This window comes from Paracoccus sp. P2 (genome assembly GCF_046335115.1).
GTDB lineage: Bacteria > Pseudomonadota > Alphaproteobacteria > Rhodobacterales > Rhodobacteraceae > Paracoccus > Paracoccus pantotrophus.
In genome coordinates this window covers 1-16,708 of record NZ_JBGOSN010000032.1, presented here as the reverse complement: position 1 = coordinate 16,708, position 16,708 = coordinate 1, and the positions used below count along the sequence as shown (strand labels likewise).

16 protein-coding genes are annotated in these 16,708 nt (G+C 68.9%); 5 read left to right on the top strand and 11 right to left on the bottom strand.

The genetic code is table 11. The features are described from left to right. The first annotated feature begins 12 nt into the window (after window positions 1-12). From ACDP63_RS17520 to pdeM, 5 genes are read left to right on the top strand one after another with little or no spacing between them, the layout of a single operon-like run. Window positions 13-486: an Lrp/AsnC family transcriptional regulator gene (locus ACDP63_RS17520; RefSeq protein WP_024845376.1), complete on the top strand. Its 474-nt coding sequence runs from the start codon at window positions 13-15 to the stop codon at window positions 484-486. Window positions 487-516: 30 nt separating this feature from the next. Beyond that, window positions 517-1,506, top strand: a complete 990-nt coding sequence (locus tag ACDP63_RS17515) for a ligase-associated DNA damage response exonuclease (RefSeq protein WP_409928371.1) — start codon at window positions 517-519, stop codon at window positions 1,504-1,506. Further along, entirely contained in the window at window positions 1,503-3,047 is a 1,545-nt protein-coding gene (locus tag ACDP63_RS17510) for a cisplatin damage response ATP-dependent DNA ligase (protein ID WP_024845378.1), read from the top strand. The genes ACDP63_RS17515 and ACDP63_RS17510 overlap by 4 nt, the downstream gene beginning before the upstream one ends. After that, window positions 3,044-5,473: a ligase-associated DNA damage response DEXH box helicase gene (locus ACDP63_RS17505; protein WP_024845379.1), complete on the top strand. Its 2,430-nt coding sequence runs from the start codon at window positions 3,044-3,046 to the stop codon at window positions 5,471-5,473. The genes ACDP63_RS17510 and ACDP63_RS17505 overlap by 4 nt, the downstream gene beginning before the upstream one ends. Continuing rightward, window positions 5,470-6,123: a ligase-associated DNA damage response endonuclease PdeM gene (gene pdeM / locus ACDP63_RS17500; RefSeq protein ID WP_024845380.1), complete on the top strand. Its 654-nt coding sequence runs from the start codon at window positions 5,470-5,472 to the stop codon at window positions 6,121-6,123. The genes ACDP63_RS17505 and pdeM overlap by 4 nt, the downstream gene beginning before the upstream one ends. A gap of 65 nt (window positions 6,124-6,188) precedes the next feature. Here the strand turns inward: pdeM and ACDP63_RS17495 are convergent, their stop codons facing one another. The 11 genes from ACDP63_RS17495 to ACDP63_RS17445 form a co-directional block, all read right to left on the bottom strand. Further along, complete coding sequence (locus ACDP63_RS17495) at window positions 6,189-6,893, bottom strand: outer membrane protein (RefSeq protein ID WP_024845381.1); 705 nt, start codon at window positions 6,891-6,893, stop codon at window positions 6,189-6,191. A gap of 207 nt (window positions 6,894-7,100) precedes the next feature. After that, a complete protein-coding gene (gene gyrB / locus ACDP63_RS17490; RefSeq protein WP_024845382.1) occupies window positions 7,101-9,539 on the bottom strand; it encodes a DNA topoisomerase (ATP-hydrolyzing) subunit B in 2,439 nt (812 codons plus the stop codon). Window positions 9,540-9,791: 252 nt separating this feature from the next. Continuing rightward, a complete protein-coding gene (locus ACDP63_RS17485) occupies window positions 9,792-10,127 on the bottom strand; it encodes a DUF1491 family protein (protein WP_024845383.1) in 336 nt (111 codons plus the stop codon). Beyond that, window positions 10,120-11,031: a GTPase Era gene (gene era, locus ACDP63_RS17480; RefSeq protein ID WP_024845384.1), complete on the bottom strand. Its 912-nt coding sequence runs from the start codon at window positions 11,029-11,031 to the stop codon at window positions 10,120-10,122. Before era ends, ACDP63_RS17485 begins: the two co-directional genes overlap by 8 nt. Beyond that, window positions 11,028-11,717 carry a ribonuclease III gene (gene rnc, locus ACDP63_RS17475; RefSeq protein ID WP_024845385.1) on the bottom strand — a complete coding sequence of 230 codons (690 nt, stop codon included), beginning with the start codon at window positions 11,715-11,717 and terminating at the stop codon, window positions 11,028-11,030. Before rnc ends, era begins: the two co-directional genes overlap by 4 nt. A gap of 44 nt (window positions 11,718-11,761) precedes the next feature. Beyond that, on the bottom strand, window positions 11,762-12,553 hold the full coding sequence (lepB, locus tag ACDP63_RS17470; RefSeq protein WP_374327285.1) for a signal peptidase I: 792 nt from the start codon (window positions 12,551-12,553) through the stop codon (window positions 11,762-11,764). A gap of 58 nt (window positions 12,554-12,611) precedes the next feature. Further along, window positions 12,612-13,031 (bottom strand): holo-ACP synthase, encoded by a 420-nt coding sequence (gene acpS, locus ACDP63_RS17465; protein WP_024845387.1) that lies wholly within the window; start codon window positions 13,029-13,031, stop codon window positions 12,612-12,614. Between the two features lie 48 nt (window positions 13,032-13,079). Further along, entirely contained in the window at window positions 13,080-13,814 is a 735-nt protein-coding gene (locus ACDP63_RS17460; RefSeq protein ID WP_024845388.1) for a pyridoxine 5'-phosphate synthase, read from the bottom strand. A 29-nt stretch (window positions 13,815-13,843) separates the two neighbouring features. After that, window positions 13,844-14,665, bottom strand: a complete 822-nt coding sequence (locus ACDP63_RS17455; RefSeq protein WP_024845389.1) for a 4-(cytidine 5'-diphospho)-2-C-methyl-D-erythritol kinase — start codon at window positions 14,663-14,665, stop codon at window positions 13,844-13,846. Window positions 14,666-14,668: 3 nt separating this feature from the next. Further along, a complete protein-coding gene (locus tag ACDP63_RS17450; RefSeq protein WP_024845390.1) occupies window positions 14,669-16,507 on the bottom strand; it encodes a tetratricopeptide repeat protein in 1,839 nt (612 codons plus the stop codon). Between the two features lie 96 nt (window positions 16,508-16,603). Then, the coding region (locus tag ACDP63_RS17445) for a 4Fe-4S dicluster domain-containing protein (RefSeq protein WP_409928016.1) at window positions 16,604-16,708 on the bottom strand (105 nt) is incomplete at its 5' end.

Here is a 16,708-nt window from a genome sequence, read left to right as displayed (position 1 = left end):
TTTGGTTGTCAAATGAACGATAAAACTCTCATTATTGATGAAATCGACAACCGCCTGCTGGCGCTGCTGCAGCGCGATGCCAGCCTGTCCCAGCGCGAGCTGGCCGAGCGGGTGGGCCTGTCGCAGAACGCCTGCTGGCGGCGCTTGCAGCGGCTGACCGAGGCCGGGGTGCTGCAAGGCAGCCGCGCGGTCATCGACGCCACGGCGCTGGGGCTGGGGCTGACGGTGTTCATCATGATCCGCACCCGCCATCACGACGACGCCTGGGCGCGGCGCTTTCGCGCCCGGATCGAGTCGTTGCCGCAGATCACCGAGTTCCACCGCATCGGCGGCGAATGGGACTACATGGCCAAGGCGGTGGTGGGCGGCATGGCGGGCTATGACGCGCTTTACAAGCGGCTGATCGCCGACATGGATCTGGAACGCGTCACCGGCGTTTTCTCGATGGAGACGATCTTCGAGGGCCGGCCGCTGTCTCCGGCTTGATTTTCACGAAATGTTCTACATCTTCGGGTCATGCGCGCCGATTCCATCCTGTTCCCGACCGAAGCCGGCCTTTTCTGCCCCGAGGGCGGCTTTCACATCGACCCGCTGAAGCCGGTCGAGCGCGCGCTGATCACCCACGGCCATTCTGACCATGCCCGCTTCGGCCATGGCGCGGTCATGGCCACGGCCGAAACGCTGGAGATCATGCGGCTGCGCATGGGCGACGGCTTTGCCGGCGCGACCCAGCTGGCCGAGGGGGAAACCCGCATCGGCGGCGTCACGGTGGGATTCCACCCGGCCGGGCATGTGCTGGGCTCAAGCCAGATTGCCGTCGAGGCGGGGGGCTGCCGCATCGTCGTCTCGGGCGATTACGCGCGCCAGCCGAACCCGACCTGCGCACCCTTCCAGCCGGTGCCCTGCGACGTCTTCGTGACCGAGGCGACCTTCGGCCTGCCGGTGTTCCGCTTTCCCGACCCGGCGGCGCAGGTGGAAAAGCTGCTCTCCAGCATGGCCGAGTTTCCCGACCGCCCGCATCTGATCGGCGCCTATGCGCTGGGCAAGGCGCAGCATGTCATCGCGCTGCTGCGCGAGGCCGGCTATGACGCGCCCGTCGCCATCCATGGCGCGCTGAAGCTGCTTTGCGATTTCTATGCGGCCCGCGGCGTCGATCTGGGCACGCTGGTGCCGGCCACCGCCGAGGATGTGGCGGCGCAGCTGGTGATCGCGCCGCCCTCGGCCTTTGCCAGCCCCTGGGTGCAGCGGTTCCGCGACCCGGTGATCGGCTTCGCCTCGGGCTGGATGGCGGTGCGCGCCCGTGCCCGCCAGCGCGGGGTGGAACTGCCGCTGGTCGTCAGCGACCATGTGGACTGGCCGGCGCTGACCGGCACGCTGGCGGAACTGGCGCCCGCCGAGGTCTGGGTCACGCATAGCGCCGAGGACGGCGTGATCCGCTGGTGCGAATTGGCGCAGATCCCGGCCCGGCCGCTGCGGCTGGTGGGTTACGAGGACGAGGCGGAATGAAGGCCTTTGCCGCCCTGCTGGAACGGCTGGCCTTCACGCCGGCGCGCAATGCCAAGCTGCAGCTTTTGCAGCATTATCTGGAACGCACCCCGGACCCCGATCGCGGCTGGGCCCTGGCGGCGCTGACCGGCGATCTGGAACTGCGCCGGGTCACGCCCTCGCTTCTGCGCGGGCTGGCGGCCGAGCGGGTCGACGACCAGCTTCTGGCGCTGAGCTATGATTTCGTCGGCGACCTGGCCGAAACCATCGCGCTGATCTGGCCCGAGGGGGCCGAGGACGACCCCTCGCTGGCCCAGGCGGTGGCATTGTTGCAGGGCACCGGCAAGGCGGCGCTGCCCGGCGCCATTGCTGGCATGCTGGATCGGCTGGGCCCGGCCGAGCGGCTGGCCTTCCTGAAGCTCGCCACCGGCAACCTGCGCGTCGGCGTCTCGGCCCGCATGGCGCGGATGGCGCTGGCGGGCATGGGCACGCCCTCGGTCCCCGAGATCGAGGAGATCTGGCACGGGCTCGCGCCACCCTATGCGGCCCTGTTCGGCTGGCTGGGCGGCGGGGCGCGGCCGGACAGCGCGGCGCTGGCGCCGTTCCGCCCGGTGATGCTGTCCACGCCGACCGATCTGGACGAGTTGCGGGCGCTGGATCCCGGCGAGTATTTTGCGGAATGGAAATGGGACGGCATCCGCGTGCAGGCGGTCAGCGAAGGCGGCATGCGGCGGCTGTATTCCCGCACCGGCGAGGACATCTCGCATGCCTTTCCCGACGTCATCGAGGCGATGGAGTTCGAGGGCAGCGCGGATGGCGAGCTGATCGTGCGCCGCGAGGGCGCGGTCGCGCCCTTCGGCGAGCTGCAGAAGCGGCTGAACCGCAAGACCGTCGGCAAGGGGTTGCTGGCCAGCCATCCGGCGGGCTTGCGGCTTTACGACCTGCTGCTGTGGGAGGGCCGCGACCTGCGCGCCGAGCCGCTGGAGATGCGCCGCGCGGTGCTGGAGGCGGTGGATTTCGGCACCCGCATCGACATTTCGCCGCTGCTGGATTTCGCCTCGTGGGAGGATCTGGCCGCGCTGCGCGCCGACCCGCCCGCCGCCGTCATCGAGGGGGTGATGATCAAGCGCCGTGACAGCGCCTATGTCGCCGGCCGGCCGCGCGGACCCTGGTTCAAGTGGAAGCGCGACCCGATGGTGGTCGATGCGGTGCTGATCTACGCGCAGCGGGGTCATGGCAAGCGCTCGGGCTTTCATTCCGACTTCACCTTCGGCCTGTGGGATGGCGGCGAGCTGGTGCCGGTCGGCAAGGCCTATTTCGGCTTTACCGATGCCGAGCTGCGCGAGCTGGACCGTTTCGTGCGCCAGAACACCGTCGAGCGTTACGGGCCCGTCCGGGCGCTGGCGCCGAAACTGGTGGTCGAGGTGGCCTTCGAGGGGCTGAACCGCTCGACCCGGCACCGTTCGGGCGTGGCGATGCGCTTTCCCCGCATCAGCCGCATCCGCTGGGACAAGCCGGCGGCCGAGGCGGACCACTTGGAAACGCTCGAGGCGATGCTGTGATCCTGCCGCCCGAGTTCCAGGACTGGTTCGCCCGCCAGGGCTGGCAGCCGCATCCGCATCAGCTGGCGCTGCTGGCGGCGACCGGCGACAGCCTGCTGATCGCGCCGACCGGCGGCGGCAAGACGCTGGCGGGGTTCCTGCCCTCGCTGGTGGAGCTGGCGCAGGCGGCGCGGCCGGATGGGTATTTGGAAAACAGAGAAGGCCGAAAGGGTCTGCATACGCTCTATGTCTCGCCGCTGAAGGCGCTGACCGCCGATATCGGCCGCAACCTGGCGCGGCCGGTGGCGGAGCTGGGGCTGGGGGTGCGGGTCGAGGACCGGACGGGCGATACCGGGCAGAGCCAGCGCCGCCGCCAGCGCGTCGATCCGCCGGAAATCCTGCTGACCACGCCCGAGAGCCTGGCGCTGATGCTGAGCTATCCCGAGGCGCCGGCGATCTTCGGCGGCTTGCGCCGGGTGGTGCTGGACGAATTGCATGCCTTGGCGGAAAGCAAGCGCGGCGACCAGCTGATGCTGGGGCTGGCCCGGCTGCGGCAGCTTGCGCCCGGGTTGCGGGTGACGGGGCTGTCGGCGACGGTCGAGGATCCGCAGGCTTTGGCGGGGTTCATGGCCGGGGCCGCGCCGGTGACGGTGGTCGAGGCCGATCCCGGCCCCGATCCCGACATCGCCATGCTGCCCACCGCCCGGCCCGCGCCCTGGTCGGGCGGCGGCGGGCATCATGCCATCCCCGAGGTGCTGGCGGCGATCCGCGAAGCCCGCACCACCATCATCTTCATCAACACCCGCGCCCAGGCCGAGCTGTTCTTCCAGGCGCTCTGGGCCCAGAATGACGAGAACCTGCCCATCGGCTTGCACCATGGCAGTCTGGCGCGCGAGCAGCGGGCCCGGGTCGAGGCGGCCATGGCGGCGGGCGAGTTGCGCGCCGTGGTCGCGACCGGCAGCCTGGACCTGGGCATCGACTGGGGCGCCGTCGATCTGGTGATCCAGGTCGGCGCGCCCAAGAACGTCAAGCGGCTGGTGCAGCGCATCGGCCGGGCGAACCATCGCTACAACGCGCCCTCGAAGGCGCGGATCGTGCCGGCGAACCGCTTCGAGCAGATCGAATGCGTCGCGGCGCTGGAGGCGGTGCGCGAACGCGACCTCGATGGCGATCCGCGCGGACCGGGGCCCTTGGACGTGCTGTGCCAGCATATCGGGCTTACCGCCTGCGCCGCGCCCTTCGACGCCGATGCGCTTTATGCCGAGGTGGTGACGGCCGGCCCCTATCGCGGCCTGACGCGGCCGGATTTCGATGCCTGCCTGGATTTCGCCGCGACCGGAGGCTATGCCTTGCGTGCCTATGACCGCTGGCAGCGGCTGATGCTGCGGGACGGGTTGTGGCAGCTGCGCGATCCGCGGGCGGCGAAACTGCTGCGGATGAATGTCGGCACCATCGTCGAGGCCGAGATGATGAAGGTCAGGCTGCGCGGCCGCGGCGGCGCGCCCTTGGGCGAGGTCGAGGAGGGTTTTGCCGCCAGCCTGACCCCCGGCGACAGCTTCCTGATCGGCGGCCGGGTGGTGCGCATGGACGCGATGCGCGAGATGGTGATCGAGGTCACGCCCGACCCCACCCGGCCGCCCAAGATCGCGGTCTATTCCGGCGTCAAGCTGGCCATGTCCACGCAGCTTTCGCATCGCGTGCTGGCGCTGATCGGCGATCCGGCGCGGCACGGTGCCTTGCCGGCGCAGACGCGGGAATGGCTGGGCTTGCAGGCCGCGGTCTCGGCCCTGCCGGAGCCGGGGCTGCTGCTGTCGGAAAGCTTTCCCCATGCCGGGCTGTGGCATTTCGCGCTTTACGGCTTTGCCGGGCGCAATGCCCTGCAGACGCTGGGCCTCTTGCTGACCCGCGAGATGGAGGAGGAGGGGCTGGGCCCCTTGGGCTTCCTGTCCACCGATTACGCGCTGCTCATCTGGTCGCTGGACGCGGTGCGCGATCCCGCGCCGCTCTTGGACCGGGCGCGGTTGCGGGCGGGCCTGGGCGACTGGCTGGGCGGGAATGCGGTGATGAAGCGCAGCTTTCGCAATGTCGCCACCGTCGCCGGGCTGATCCAGCGCAACATGCCGGGGCAGCGGAAATCCGGGCGGCAGGCGACGTTTTCCAGCGACATCCTTTACGACACCTTGCGCAAATACGATCCCGGCCACCTGCTGCTGCGCATCACCGCCGAGGAGGCCGGGCGGGGGCTTGTCGATTTCGGCCGGATCGAGGAAATGCTGGACCGCTCGCCCCGGCGCGAGCACCGGATGCTGGATCGCGTCTCGCCCATGGCCGCGCCCTTGCTGCTGGAGGTCGGCCGGGTGCCGATCCGCGGCGAGGGCCGCGAGCGGCTGGCGCAGATCGAGGCCGAGGCGCTGATGGCCGAGGCCGGGCTGGAAGGGATCGCATGAGCGGATACGCCTTTGATTTCCATGGGCTGCGTCTGGAGGCGCGGGCCTCTGGCGCGCTGTGGTGGCCGGAAGGCGCGGTGCTGGTCGTGGCCGACCTGCACCTGGGCAAGTCCGAGCGCATGGCCCGGCGCGGCGGCCCGCTGTTGCCGCCCTATGAGGGGTTGGCGACGCTGGAGCGGCTGGCGGATGAGGTTGCGGCGCTGGACCCGCGGGCGGTGATCAGCCTGGGCGACGGTTTCGACGACCTGGCGGCGGCCGAGGCGCTGGACCCGCTGGTCGCGGCCGCCCTGTCGCGGCTGGCGCAGGGGCGGGACTGGGTCTGGATCGGCGGCAACCATGACCCCGGCGCGCCGGCGGGCCTGCCGGGCCGGGCGGCGGACAGCCTGCGGCTGGGCCGGGTCGCGTTGCGGCACCAGGCGGGGCAGGGGCCGGACATATCGGGCCATTTCCACCCCGCCGTGCGGCTGGCCGGAGAGCGGCGGCGCGCCTTCCTGCTGGGCGGTGATCACCTGTTGCTGCCGGCCTTCGGCGCCTATACCGGCGGGCTTTTACAGGACGATCCGGCGCTGGCGGCGCTGGTGCCGCAGGGGCTGGCCATAGCCTGCGGCGCCCGCGCCATCCCGCTGCCGCTGGGCCGCCGGCGGTCGTGAGAAACGAAAAAGAGCCGCCCCAGGGTGACCCTTTCCCGTCCGCGGAGCCGGATCAAGCGTCCGGGTCAGAATTTGAAGTTCAGACCCAGCTTCAGGTTGTGATAGTCGGGAGTGGCATTGGTGTCGAAAGTGCCGTCCGATAGGTTTTCCGTGCCGAAATTTGCATATTCGTATTCGCCGGTCAGCGACATGCGGTCGGTAAGCTTCTTTTCGGCACCCAGGCCGACGACATAGCCGGTTTTCGAGTATTCGTCGCGGATGGCGGCGCCATTGCCGGTGATCGAATACTCGACCTTGGCGCGGGCCACGCCGGCGATCCCGTAAAGCAGGACGTCGCTGTTCAGCACATAGCCGGTCTTCAGCCGCAGGGCGAGCAGGTTCTTGACCTTGGATTCGGCGTCATGGCCGGCGGTCGAGAAGCTGTCCTTCACGTTGCCGGCTTCGAAGCCCAGTTCCGGGCCGATGACCCAGCGGTCGCGCTGCCAGCGATAGCCCAGGCGGACGCCGGCATTGGCGCCGCCCAGCTCCAGCTTGTCGACGGTGGTGCCGTTAACGCCGACAGCATCGTCGCCTGCGAAAGCATAGCCCAGCGTCAGGCCGGCATAGCCGCCCGCCCATTCACCGGCGGGGGCTTCGACGATCGGGGCAGTGACGTCGTTGTCAACGATCGGCGGTGTAAAACCTCCCGCATTCCCGGCCAAGGTTGTGCCAAGGGTCAGCGACGCCGCGACCGCAACGGTGAGGGGAGCTTTTACAGAAACAGCGCACATGTCCAAATCTCCTATGCGTGACGCCCGGGAAGTCCAAAATCCCCGGCATCAAAATCGTTCAACAACTAGGCTTGCGGTCGGAGGGCCGCAAGCGGCGCCTGAAAGCGCCGCCGCTTTATGGCGCAGCTCGCGACATGATAGCAACAATAAAACCAAAGATCGTGTCAAATCTGGTGATTCTGCGACATCATGGAATGTCGTTAAGCCTCATATGTCCAGATTCTCCACGCTCAGGGCATTCTGCTGGATGAAATCGCGGCGCGGTTCGACCACATCGCCCATCAGCTTGGTGAAGATGTCGTCGGCCTCGGACAGATCCTCGATACGCACCTGCAGCATGGTCCGCGCCGCCGGGTCCAGCGTGGTTTCCCACAGCTGCTCGGGGTTCATCTCGCCCAGGCCCTTGTAGCGTTGCAGCGACAGGCCCTTTTCGCCCTCCAGGAAGATGGCCTGCAGCAGGCTCATCGGGCCGTGGATCGGGATGCCGCGATCCTTGCGGATCAGCTGCGCGGTCTGGCCATAGACCTCGTGCAGCGCATCGGTCATGGCGCCCAGCCGCCGGCTTTCGGCGCTGCGCAGCATCGGGCCGTCCAGGGTGCGGCTTTCCTCGACGCCCCGTAGCAGCCGGGTCAGGCGGATGCCGGCATCCTGGGTCGGGCGGCCGGTCCAGCCGCGCTCGTATTCCTCGGCGATCAGGTCCAGCCGCTGGGCCACGGCATTGGCCACGCCCTGCGCATCGGTATCGACCCGGCCCTGCACCAGCGCGCCGGCGATGGCGGCCTGCTCGGTGATATGGGGCGGGTAATGCGTCGGATAGGCGCGCAGGATGCGGCGCACGGTGCGCGCCTCCTCGACCACGCGGGCCAAGTCGGCGCCGGTCAGGGTCTCGCCATGGCCAAGCCGCAGGCTGGCGCCGTCGATGCCCTGTTCGATCAGGTAATCCTCAAGCGCCGCCTCGTCCTTCAGATAGACCTCGGAGCGGCCGCGGCTGACCTTGTAGAGCGGCGGCTGGGCGATATAGAGATGCCCGGCCTCGATCAGATCCGGCATCTGCCGGAAGAAGAAGGTCAGCAGAAGCGTGCGAATATGCGCGCCGTCCACGTCGGCATCGGTCATGATGACGATCTTGTGATAGCGCAGCTTGTCCAGGTTGAACTCGTCGCGCCCGATTCCGGTCCCCAGCGCGGTGATCAGCGTGCCGATCTGGTCGCTGCTGAGCATCCGGTCGAAGCGCGCCCGTTCCACGTTCAGGATCTTGCCGCGCAGGGGCAGCACCGCCTGGTTCTGGCGCGAGCGGCCCTGCTTGGCCGAGCCGCCGGCCGAGTCGCCCTCGACGATGAACAACTCGGACAGCGCCGGATCCTTTTCCTGGCAATCCGCCAGCTTGCCGGGCAGGCTGGCCACGTCCATCGCCGTCTTGCGCCGGGTCAGCTCGCGCGCCTTGCGCGCCGCCTCGCGGGCCAGCGCGGCTTCGATGATCTTGCCCAGGATCGACTTGGCCTCGGCGGGGTTTTCCTCGAACCATTCGGCCAGCTTCTCGCCCACCAGCCCCTCGACCGCCGGACGCACCTCGGATGAGACCAGCTTGTCCTTGGTCTGGCTGGAGAATTTCGGGTCCGGCACCTTGACCGACAACACGCAGGTCAGCCCCTCGCGCGCGTCGTCGCCGGTGAAATCGACCTTTTCCTTGCGCGCCTGGGCATTGGTCTGCGCGTAATTGTTGATGACGCGGGTCAGCGCGCCGCGGAAGCCGGCCAGATGCGTGCCGCCGTCGCGCTGCGGGATGTTGTTGGTGAATGGCAGCACGGTCTCGTGATAGCTGTCGTTCCACCACATCGCCACCTCGATGCCGATGCCGCCGCGCTCGCCGGTGATGAAGATCGGCTCGGGCATGACCGGGGTCTTCGAGCGGTCGATGAACTTCACGAATTCCCGCACGCCGCCTTCGTAGTAAAGCTCGGTCCGCAGCGGTTCGGCATGGCGCTCATCCTCCAGGATGATGCGCACGCCCGAGTTCAGGAAGGCCAGTTCCCGCAGCCGGTTCTCCAGTACCTTGTAGCTGAAGTCGCGATTCGAGAAGGTGCCGTCCGCCCGGTCTTCCCTCGACGAGGCCAGGAAGCGCACCTCGGTGCCCTTTTCGCCCGGCTCGGCATCGCCGACCACGCGCAGGTGCTCGACGGTGTCGCCGTTCTCGAAGCGGGCGTAATGTTCTTTGCCGTTGCGCCAGATGCGCAGCTCCAGCCAGTCCGACAACGCGTTGACGACCGAAACGCCGACCCCGTGCAACCCGCCCGAGACCTTGTAGCTGTTCTGGTCGAACTTGCCGCCGGCATGCAGCTGGGTCATGATGACCTCGGCCGCCGAGACGCCCTCGGTCGGGTGCATGTCCACCGGAATGCCGCGGCCGTTGTCGCGCACCGAGACGCTGCTGTCGGCGTGGATCTTGACCCGCACGAAATCGGCATGACCGGCCAGCGCCTCGTCGATGCCGTTGTCCACGACCTCATAGACCATGTGATGCAGGCCCGAGCCGTCGTCGGTATCGCCGATATACATGCCGGGGCGCTTGCGCACCGCTTCCAGGCCCTTGAGAACCTTGATGGAATCGGCGCCGTAATCGGAGGTCTGGGGGGCGGGTTCGGTCATTGTCTTCTTATCCTGCCTTGGACCCGCATCTTATAGTGTGCGCGGCAGGGAATGTCACGGGAAAGCCACAAGATTTAGCGGCTTCCCACCTGCCGGCGCCCCGCCATGCCCGCCACGCCGCACGCCCGGCCGTCCCGCGGGAAACCCCCGGCTTCTTCGTTCCCCAAATACCCATGCCGGCGGCGCGGCCAGGCCCATGCCGGGCCGATCTCTCCCGGCTTTCGCCGTTTTCCAGGTACTCATGCCGGCGGCTCAAGCCAGCCCGTCCTCGTCCAGCAGGGTGCGGGTGTCGGGGCTCTCGATCTCGATCACCCACAGGTCGGGGTCGCGGGCGATGTTGCGGGCGATCTCGGCGTCGATCTCGGGCTCCCCGGCCTCGTTCAGCCGCAGCCAGAGCCGCCGGTCGGTCTCGAAATCCCATTCCCGGACCCAGAGGCTGGCGCGGCGGTCCAGCGTGGCGCATTTCACCATGACGCTGCCGGCGGTGTCGTCGCCATGCCGGGTGACATAGGCCGGGATGCCGGCCAGACCCAGCCGGCGCAGATAGGCCGCGACCCAGATGCCGGCGGCCAGCCGCGGCTCAGGCATCGCCGTCGCGGAAGTCGAGGCCCATCTCGTTGTAGCGCTCGGCCTCGTCCAGCCAGTTCTCGCGCACCTTCACCTGCAGGAACAGGTGGACGGGGCGGCCCATGAACTCGGCCAGCTCGGCCCGTGCCGCCTGGCCGACGGCCTTAATCGTCTCGCCGCCCTTGCCCAGCACGATGCCCTTGTGGCCGGGGCGGGCGACATAGACGATCTGGTCGACGCGGGCAGAACCGTCCTTGCGCTCCTCCCATTTCTCGGTTTCCACCGTCAGCTGATAGGGAATTTCCTCGTGCAGGCGCAGGGTCAGCTTTTCGCGGGTGATCTCGGCGGCGATCATGCGCATCGGCAGGTCGGCCACCTGGTCCTCGGGGTAAAGCCAGGGGCCCTCGGGCACCTGCCCGGCCAGCCATTCCAGCAGGTCGTTGCAGCCATGGCCTTTTTCGGCCGAGATCATGAAGGTGCGGGTAAAGTCGAAACCCGCATTCAGCTGTTGCGACAGCGCCAGCAGCGCCTCGGATTTCACCCGGTCGATCTTGTTGATGACCAGCGCCACCGGAGTATTCCCGGCATGGTCGCGCAGGTTGTCAATGATCGCCTGCGCGCCGTCGGTCAGCCCGCGATGCGCCTCGATCAAGAGCAGGATCACATCGGCATCGGCCGCGCCCCCCCAGGCTGCCTTGACCATGCTGCGATCCAGCCGCCGGCGCGGGCGAAAGATGCCGGGCGTATCGACGAACACGATCTGGCTGTCGCCCTGCATGGCGATGCCGCGGATGCGGGCGCGGGTGGTCTGCACCTTGTGGGTCACGATCGAGACCTTGGCCCCGACCATGCGGTTCAGCAGGGTGGATTTGCCGGCATTCGGCTCGCCGATCAGGGCGACGAAGCCCGCGCGTGTCTGGGTCATGGTGTTCTTTCGATCTGTTCCAGCATTGCCGCGGCGGCGGCCTGTTCGATGCTGCGCTTGGTGCCCCTGCCGCTGGCAGCGGCCTCGCGGCCGTCGTCCAGCCGGACGGTGATCTGGAATTCCGGCGCATGGTCGGGGCCGCTGCGCGCGGTCTGGACATAGCGCGGCGGGCTCATGCCCTGCGCCTGTGCCCATTCCTGAAGCGCGGTCTTGGCGTCGCGGGCGTCGGTCTGGACATTGGCCAGCCGCCCGGCCCAAAGGGCCAGGACGACCCCGCGCGCCACCTCGAAGCCGGCGTCGAGATAGACGGCGGCGATCACCGCCTCCATCGCATCGGCCAGCAGCGCCTCCTTGCGCCGTCCGCCCGACAGCATCTCGGAGCGGCCGAGCTTCAGCACCTCGCCCAGCCCGATCTCGCGGGCGACCGCGGCGCAGGTCTCGCCCTTGACGAGCGCGTTGTAGCGCGGGGCAAGCTGGCCCTCGGTCGCGGCGTGGTCGGCGGCGAACAGCGCCTCGGCGATGGTCAGGCCCAGCACGCGGTCGCCCAGGAATTCCAGCCGCTGGTTGTCGGGCCGGGTGGCGCTGGCGATCGAGCCGTGGGTCAGGGCGCGGCGCAGCAGGTCGGGGCGCGAGAATTCGTGCCCCAGCCGTTCCGAGAATGCGCGCAGGTCTGCGGAAATCTTCATGTCGCGATCCTGCCACGGCGCGGGGCGCCGCGGCAATTCTTCCCTTAGTCCACGGCCTTCAGGAACCGGTCCGGCCGCCAGGTCCAGAAATACAGCAGCGACTTGCCGGCCGAGGAGAACATGATCCGGTCGGCGCGCCCGATCAGGTATTCCGCCGGCACCATGCCGACGCCGCCCACCGCCGCCGGCCAGCGCGAGTCGCCGGAATTGTCGCGGTTGTCGCCCAGGAAGAAGTAGTTCCCCTCGGGCACGGTGAACTCGGCCGTATTGTCGCCCGGCCCGTTGTCGAAGATGTTCAGCACATCATGGGTGACGCCGTTCGGCAGCGTCTCGGCATGGCGGTCCTTTTCGCAGGCGCCGCCCTCGGGCACCGGCTCGTTGCGGCATTTCGGCAGGCTTTGCTGCGGGCCCTGCGGGGCATAGGGTTCGGTGAAGGTGCCGGCGGGCTCTTGCGGCACCTCCTGCCCGTTGATCCACAGCACGCCATCCCTCATCTGGATGCGGTCGCCGGGCAGACCGATCACCCGCTTGATGAAATCGTCGCCCCGCGTCGGGTGGCGGAAGACCACGACATCGCCGCGCTCGGGTTCCGAGCCGAGGATACGGCCCGAGATCGGGCAGAGCGCGAAGGGGCAGGAGACCCGCGAATAGCCATAGGCCATCTTGTTCACGAACAGGAAATCGCCGATCAGCAGCGTGTCCTTCATGCTGCCCGAGGGAATCCAGAACGGCTGGAAGAACAGGGTGCGGAACACGCCCGCGATCACCAGCGCCCAGAAGATGGTCTTGACGGTTTCCCAGATGCCGCCATCCTTGCGGGCTTCGCTTTCGGCCATTGATGCCATTCCCTTCATCGGCAAGTCGCGCGTTCATGGGACGCGGCGGGCGGCAAAGTCAAGCCGTGCCGGCTCCGCCGCCATCTGGAAGCGCCTCGATCACCACGAAGGCCTGGGCCCAGGGATGATCGTCGGTCAGCGTCACATGCACCTGCGCGCGGTGGCCGGGCGGCGTCATCGCCGCCAGCCTTTCGGCCGCCCAGCCGGTCAGTTCCATGGCCGGCTGGCCGGTCGCCAGGTTCCTGACCGCCATGTCCTTCCAGCTGATGCCCATGGCGAGCCCGGTCCCCAGCGCCTTGGAGCAGGCCTCCTTGGCCGCCCAACGCTTGGCCAGCGTCGCCGCCTCCTGCCGGCGCCGCGCGGCGAGCGCCAGTTCGCGTTCGGTAAAGACCCGCCGGCGGAAGCGGTCGCCGTGGCGCTCCAGCACCCCGGCGATGCGGTCGATGTTGCAAAGGTCCGAGCCTATGCCGAGAATCATGCGCCTGGTTGGTCCTGTAGTGACATGGGTATTTGGAAAACGGTGAAATCAGCCGCGGGCCGCGTCCATGCGCCGGCGCATCTCGCGGATCGCCGGGCCAAGGCCGAGAAAGACCGATTCGGCGATCAGGAAATGGCCGATGTTCAACTCGCGCAGTTCCGGGATGGCGGCGATGGGGCCGACGGTGTCGAAGGTCAGGCCATGGCCGGCATGGACTTCGAGCCCCAGCAGATGCGCCTGGGCCGCCGCCTTGCGCAGGGCTTCCAGTTCCAGGTCGCGTTCGGACAGCCGTCTTTCGGTGTCGAGGTCGCAATAGGCGCCGGTATGCAGTTCCACCACCGCGGCGCCGATGCGGGCGGCGGCCTCGATCTGTTTCTGTTCGTGGCCGATGAAGAGCGAGATCCGGCAGCCCGCCTCGCGCAGGGGCGCGATGAAATCGGCGAGGAAAGCCTCGTTGCCGGCCACGTCGAGCCCGCCCTCGGTCGTGCGCTCCTCGCGCTTTTCGGGGACGATGCAGACGGCATGCGGGCGGTGGCGCAGCGCGATGGCCTGCATTTCCGCCGTCGCGGCCATTTCCAGGTTCAGCGGCGATTTCAGCGCCGCCATCAGCCGGTCGATATCCGCGTCCGAGATATGGCGGCGATCCTCGCGCAGATGGGCGGTGATGCCGTCGGCGCCGGCCTCCTCGGCCAGTTTTGCCGCGCGTACCGGGTCGGGCCAGGGCGTGCCGCGGGCGTTGCGGATGGTGGCGACGTGGTCGATGTTGACGCCGAGGCGCAGCATGGTTTTCCCCTTGTGGATTTTGAGGCAGGTTAGAGTTTTGCCGGCGCAAGTCCAGATGCCGCCACCCACCAGCCGGGATTGGCGCCGGCGATGCGGGCGCGGGCGGCCTGGGCCGCGGCGGCGCTGGCGAAAAGTCCGAAGCAGGTCGCGCCCGAGCCCGACATGCGGGCAAGTGCCGCGCCCTCGGCACGGATCGCGGCGAGGCAATGGGCGATCTCGGGCATCAGGGCGATGGCCGGCGTCTCGAGGTCGTTGCGGCAGCCGTGCAGGAAGGCGACCAGGGTGCCGGCGTCGGGAAAATCCGGCAGCGGCTCGGGCAGGGGCGGGTTCTCGCGCTGCGCCAAGGCCTTGAATACCGCGGGCGTGGCCAGGCCGCAGCCGGGATTGACCAGCAGCACATGCAGATCCGGCAGGGGCGGCAGCGGCGTCAGGATCTCGCCCAGCCCCTGCATCCGCACCGGCCGGCTGGCGAGGCAGGCGGGCAGGTCGGCGCCCAGCACCTCCGGCCGCTCGGGGCGGGCGTCGAGCGCGCGCAGCACTGCCGCCGCATCGGCCGAGCCGCCGCCGATGCCCGAGGCCAGCGGCAGGTTCTTTTCCAGGGTGATCCGCGCCTCGCGCCCGGCCAGCCGCGCTGCGCGCAGGCAAAGGTTGTCCGGCTCGGCCGCGAGACCCTGCGCGAAGGGGCCGGTCAGGCTGAGCGACAGGGGACCGGGCGCCACCGTGACCCGGTCGCCTAGGTCCAGGAACACCACCAGCGAATCGAGCAGGTGATAGCCGTCCGGGCGGCGGCCGGTCACATGCAGGCACAGGTTCAGCTTGGCGGGCGCGGCCTCGTGCCGGGGCAGGGGCATGGCTCAGTCGGCCCTGGCCGGTTCCGGGGCGCGGCTCTCGGGGCGGCGGCCGCCGGCGGCCCTTTCCTCGTCCAGCACCGCATCGAGGCCGCGTTCCAGCTTGGTGCGGATGCGCTGGGCATCGGCCTCGGTTTCCGGCTTCAGCGACAGGGCGCGGTGCCATTGGATCTCGGCCTCGCGCTTGCGGCCGACCATCCAGTAGATGTCGCCCATGTGGTCGTTGACCAGCGAATCGCTGGCCATCGCCGCCACCGCGCGCTCCATCGGCGCCACCGCCTCCTGGTAGCGGCCGAGGCGGAAATAGGCCCAGGCCAGCGAATCGAGGATATAGCCGTCGTCCGGGCGCAGCTCGACCGCGCGCTGGATCAGTTCCAGCGCCTCGTCCAGCTTTTCGTTGCGGTCCACCAGGCTGTAGCCCAGGTAGTTCAGCACCTGCGGCGAATCGGGGCGGATCTTCAGCGCGGCGCGGAAATCCGCCTCGGCCCTGGGGAACTGGCCCGAGCGCTCCAGCGCGATGCCGCGGGCGTAAAGCGGAAACCAGCGCGCCTCTGGGCTCTTGTCGCCGAGCAGTTCCAGCGCCTTGTCATAGGCCGGGACGGCGGGGGCGAACTTGTCCTGCTGGCGCAGCATGTCGCCCAGCGCGATCCAGCCCTGGGCCAGTTCGGGATGGGCGGCGGTCAGCGCCAGCGCGGCCTTTTCGGCATCCTCCAGCCGCTCGGCGCGGGCCAGGGCGTCGATGCGCGACAATTCGGCGACCGGGCGCATGTCGCCCAGTTCGCGCAGGGCCTCGAATTCGCGCTCGGCCAGGTCGAACTGGCCGAAGCCCTGCAAGAGCTGCGCCGCCAGAAGCCGCGCCTCGCCCAGGTCGGGGGCGAGGTATTCGGCCAGCCGGGCATGGATCAGCGCCAGCGGATCGGGCTCGTCGCTGGTGGCCAGGACCGAGCCGAATGTCAGAAACAGCTGCGCCATGCCGTCGGCCGGCCCGCGTGCGGAATCGAAGGGCAGAGTCTCGCCCCGCGCCATGCGGTCGCGCAGGGCGACCAGGTAGGGTTCCTCGGCAAAGCCGGGCGTCGCCTCGATCATGGCGATGGCGTCGCGGTTGCGTTCCAGTTGCGACAGCACCTGGGCACGGGCGATGACGCCCAGGATATGCGCGCCGGTGACGGGATCGGCGAGCAGCAGCTCGGCGCCCTCGAAATCGCCGACACGCGCCTTGGCCAGCGCCAGGTGATAGTTCACCATCGGCGCCGCGCCGCGCAATTCGGCCATTTTCTTGAAGGCGGTCAGCGATTCGCCGGCCTTTCCGGCGCCCAGCAGCGCCCAGGCCCGCATCATGCCGTCGATCAGCATGCCGCCGCCGGGCGTGCCGGCATCGCCTTGGGGCGAGGGGGCGGTGTCGATGGCTTCGATCAGCGCGTCCCAGCGCCCGGCGCGCGCGAGTTCGGCGCGCTGCACCAGCCGCGCCAGTTCCGTGGCGCGGCCCTGGCCGGACATGGTGCCGGAAAGGGCGGTGGCGCGCTCCATCTCGCCGGCCGAGATCAGTGCGACCAGCGCGCTGTCCTGCAGGAAGGGATCGCTGTCGTCATGGGCCAGCGCCTGGAGGTAATAGCGGGCGGCCACGGGATAGTCGTTCTGGATCGCGGCCATGCGCGCGGCCAGATAGGGGCCCGAAAGGCCGCGAATCTCGGGCGCCGCATCCGCGGGGCGCTGCGCCGGGCGCTCGCCGTTCGGGGGCTCGGGCTTTTCGGCCTGGGCAAGCGCGGGTGCGGCCATGGCGGCGCCTTGCGGCATCGGCGCGGCGATCAGCGCGATCAGCGCCAGCGGGATCAGTCTTGTCGTCACGGCTTGGGCCCATGTCTCGGCGATTTGCGCAGGCGACCCTAGCCGCCGCCGCGCCGATGGGCAACGCTGCGGCGGGCCGGGCCGGCGCCTGGGCGATCACATATTCGGGTAGTTCGGCCCGTCTCCGCCCTGTGGGGTTGTCCAGTTGATGTTCTGGGAGGGATCCTTGATGTCGCAGGTCTTGCAATGGACGCAGTTCTG

Coding starts and splice junctions, on each gene's coding strand:
- pdeM (WP_024845380.1), top strand. CDS start 5,470: ATGAGCGGATACGCCTTTGATTTCCATGGGCTGCGTCTGGAGGCGCGG.
- ACDP63_RS17455 (WP_024845389.1), bottom strand. CDS start 14,665: ATGCCCCTGCCCCGGCACGAGGCCGCGCCCGCCAAGCTGAACCTGTGC.
- rnc (WP_024845385.1), bottom strand. CDS start 11,717: ATGAAGATTTCCGCAGACCTGCGCGCATTCTCGGAACGGCTGGGGCAC.
- era (WP_024845384.1), bottom strand. CDS start 11,031: ATGACCCAGACACGCGCGGGCTTCGTCGCCCTGATCGGCGAGCCGAAT.
- ACDP63_RS17520 (WP_024845376.1), top strand. CDS start 13: ATGAACGATAAAACTCTCATTATTGATGAAATCGACAACCGCCTGCTG.
- lepB (WP_374327285.1), bottom strand. CDS start 12,553: ATGGCCGAAAGCGAAGCCCGCAAGGATGGCGGCATCTGGGAAACCGTC.
- acpS (WP_024845387.1), bottom strand. CDS start 13,031: ATGATTCTCGGCATAGGCTCGGACCTTTGCAACATCGACCGCATCGCC.
- ACDP63_RS17495 (WP_024845381.1), bottom strand. CDS start 6,893: ATGTGCGCTGTTTCTGTAAAAGCTCCCCTCACCGTTGCGGTCGCGGCG.
- ACDP63_RS17510 (WP_024845378.1), top strand. CDS start 1,503: ATGAAGGCCTTTGCCGCCCTGCTGGAACGGCTGGCCTTCACGCCGGCG.
- ACDP63_RS17460 (WP_024845388.1), bottom strand. CDS start 13,814: ATGCTGCGCCTCGGCGTCAACATCGACCACGTCGCCACCATCCGCAAC.
- gyrB (WP_024845382.1), bottom strand. CDS start 9,539: ATGACCGAACCCGCCCCCCAGACCTCCGATTACGGCGCCGATTCCATC.
- ACDP63_RS17515 (WP_409928371.1), top strand. CDS start 517: ATGCGCGCCGATTCCATCCTGTTCCCGACCGAAGCCGGCCTTTTCTGC.
- ACDP63_RS17485 (WP_024845383.1), bottom strand. CDS start 10,127: ATGCCTGAGCCGCGGCTGGCCGCCGGCATCTGGGTCGCGGCCTATCTG.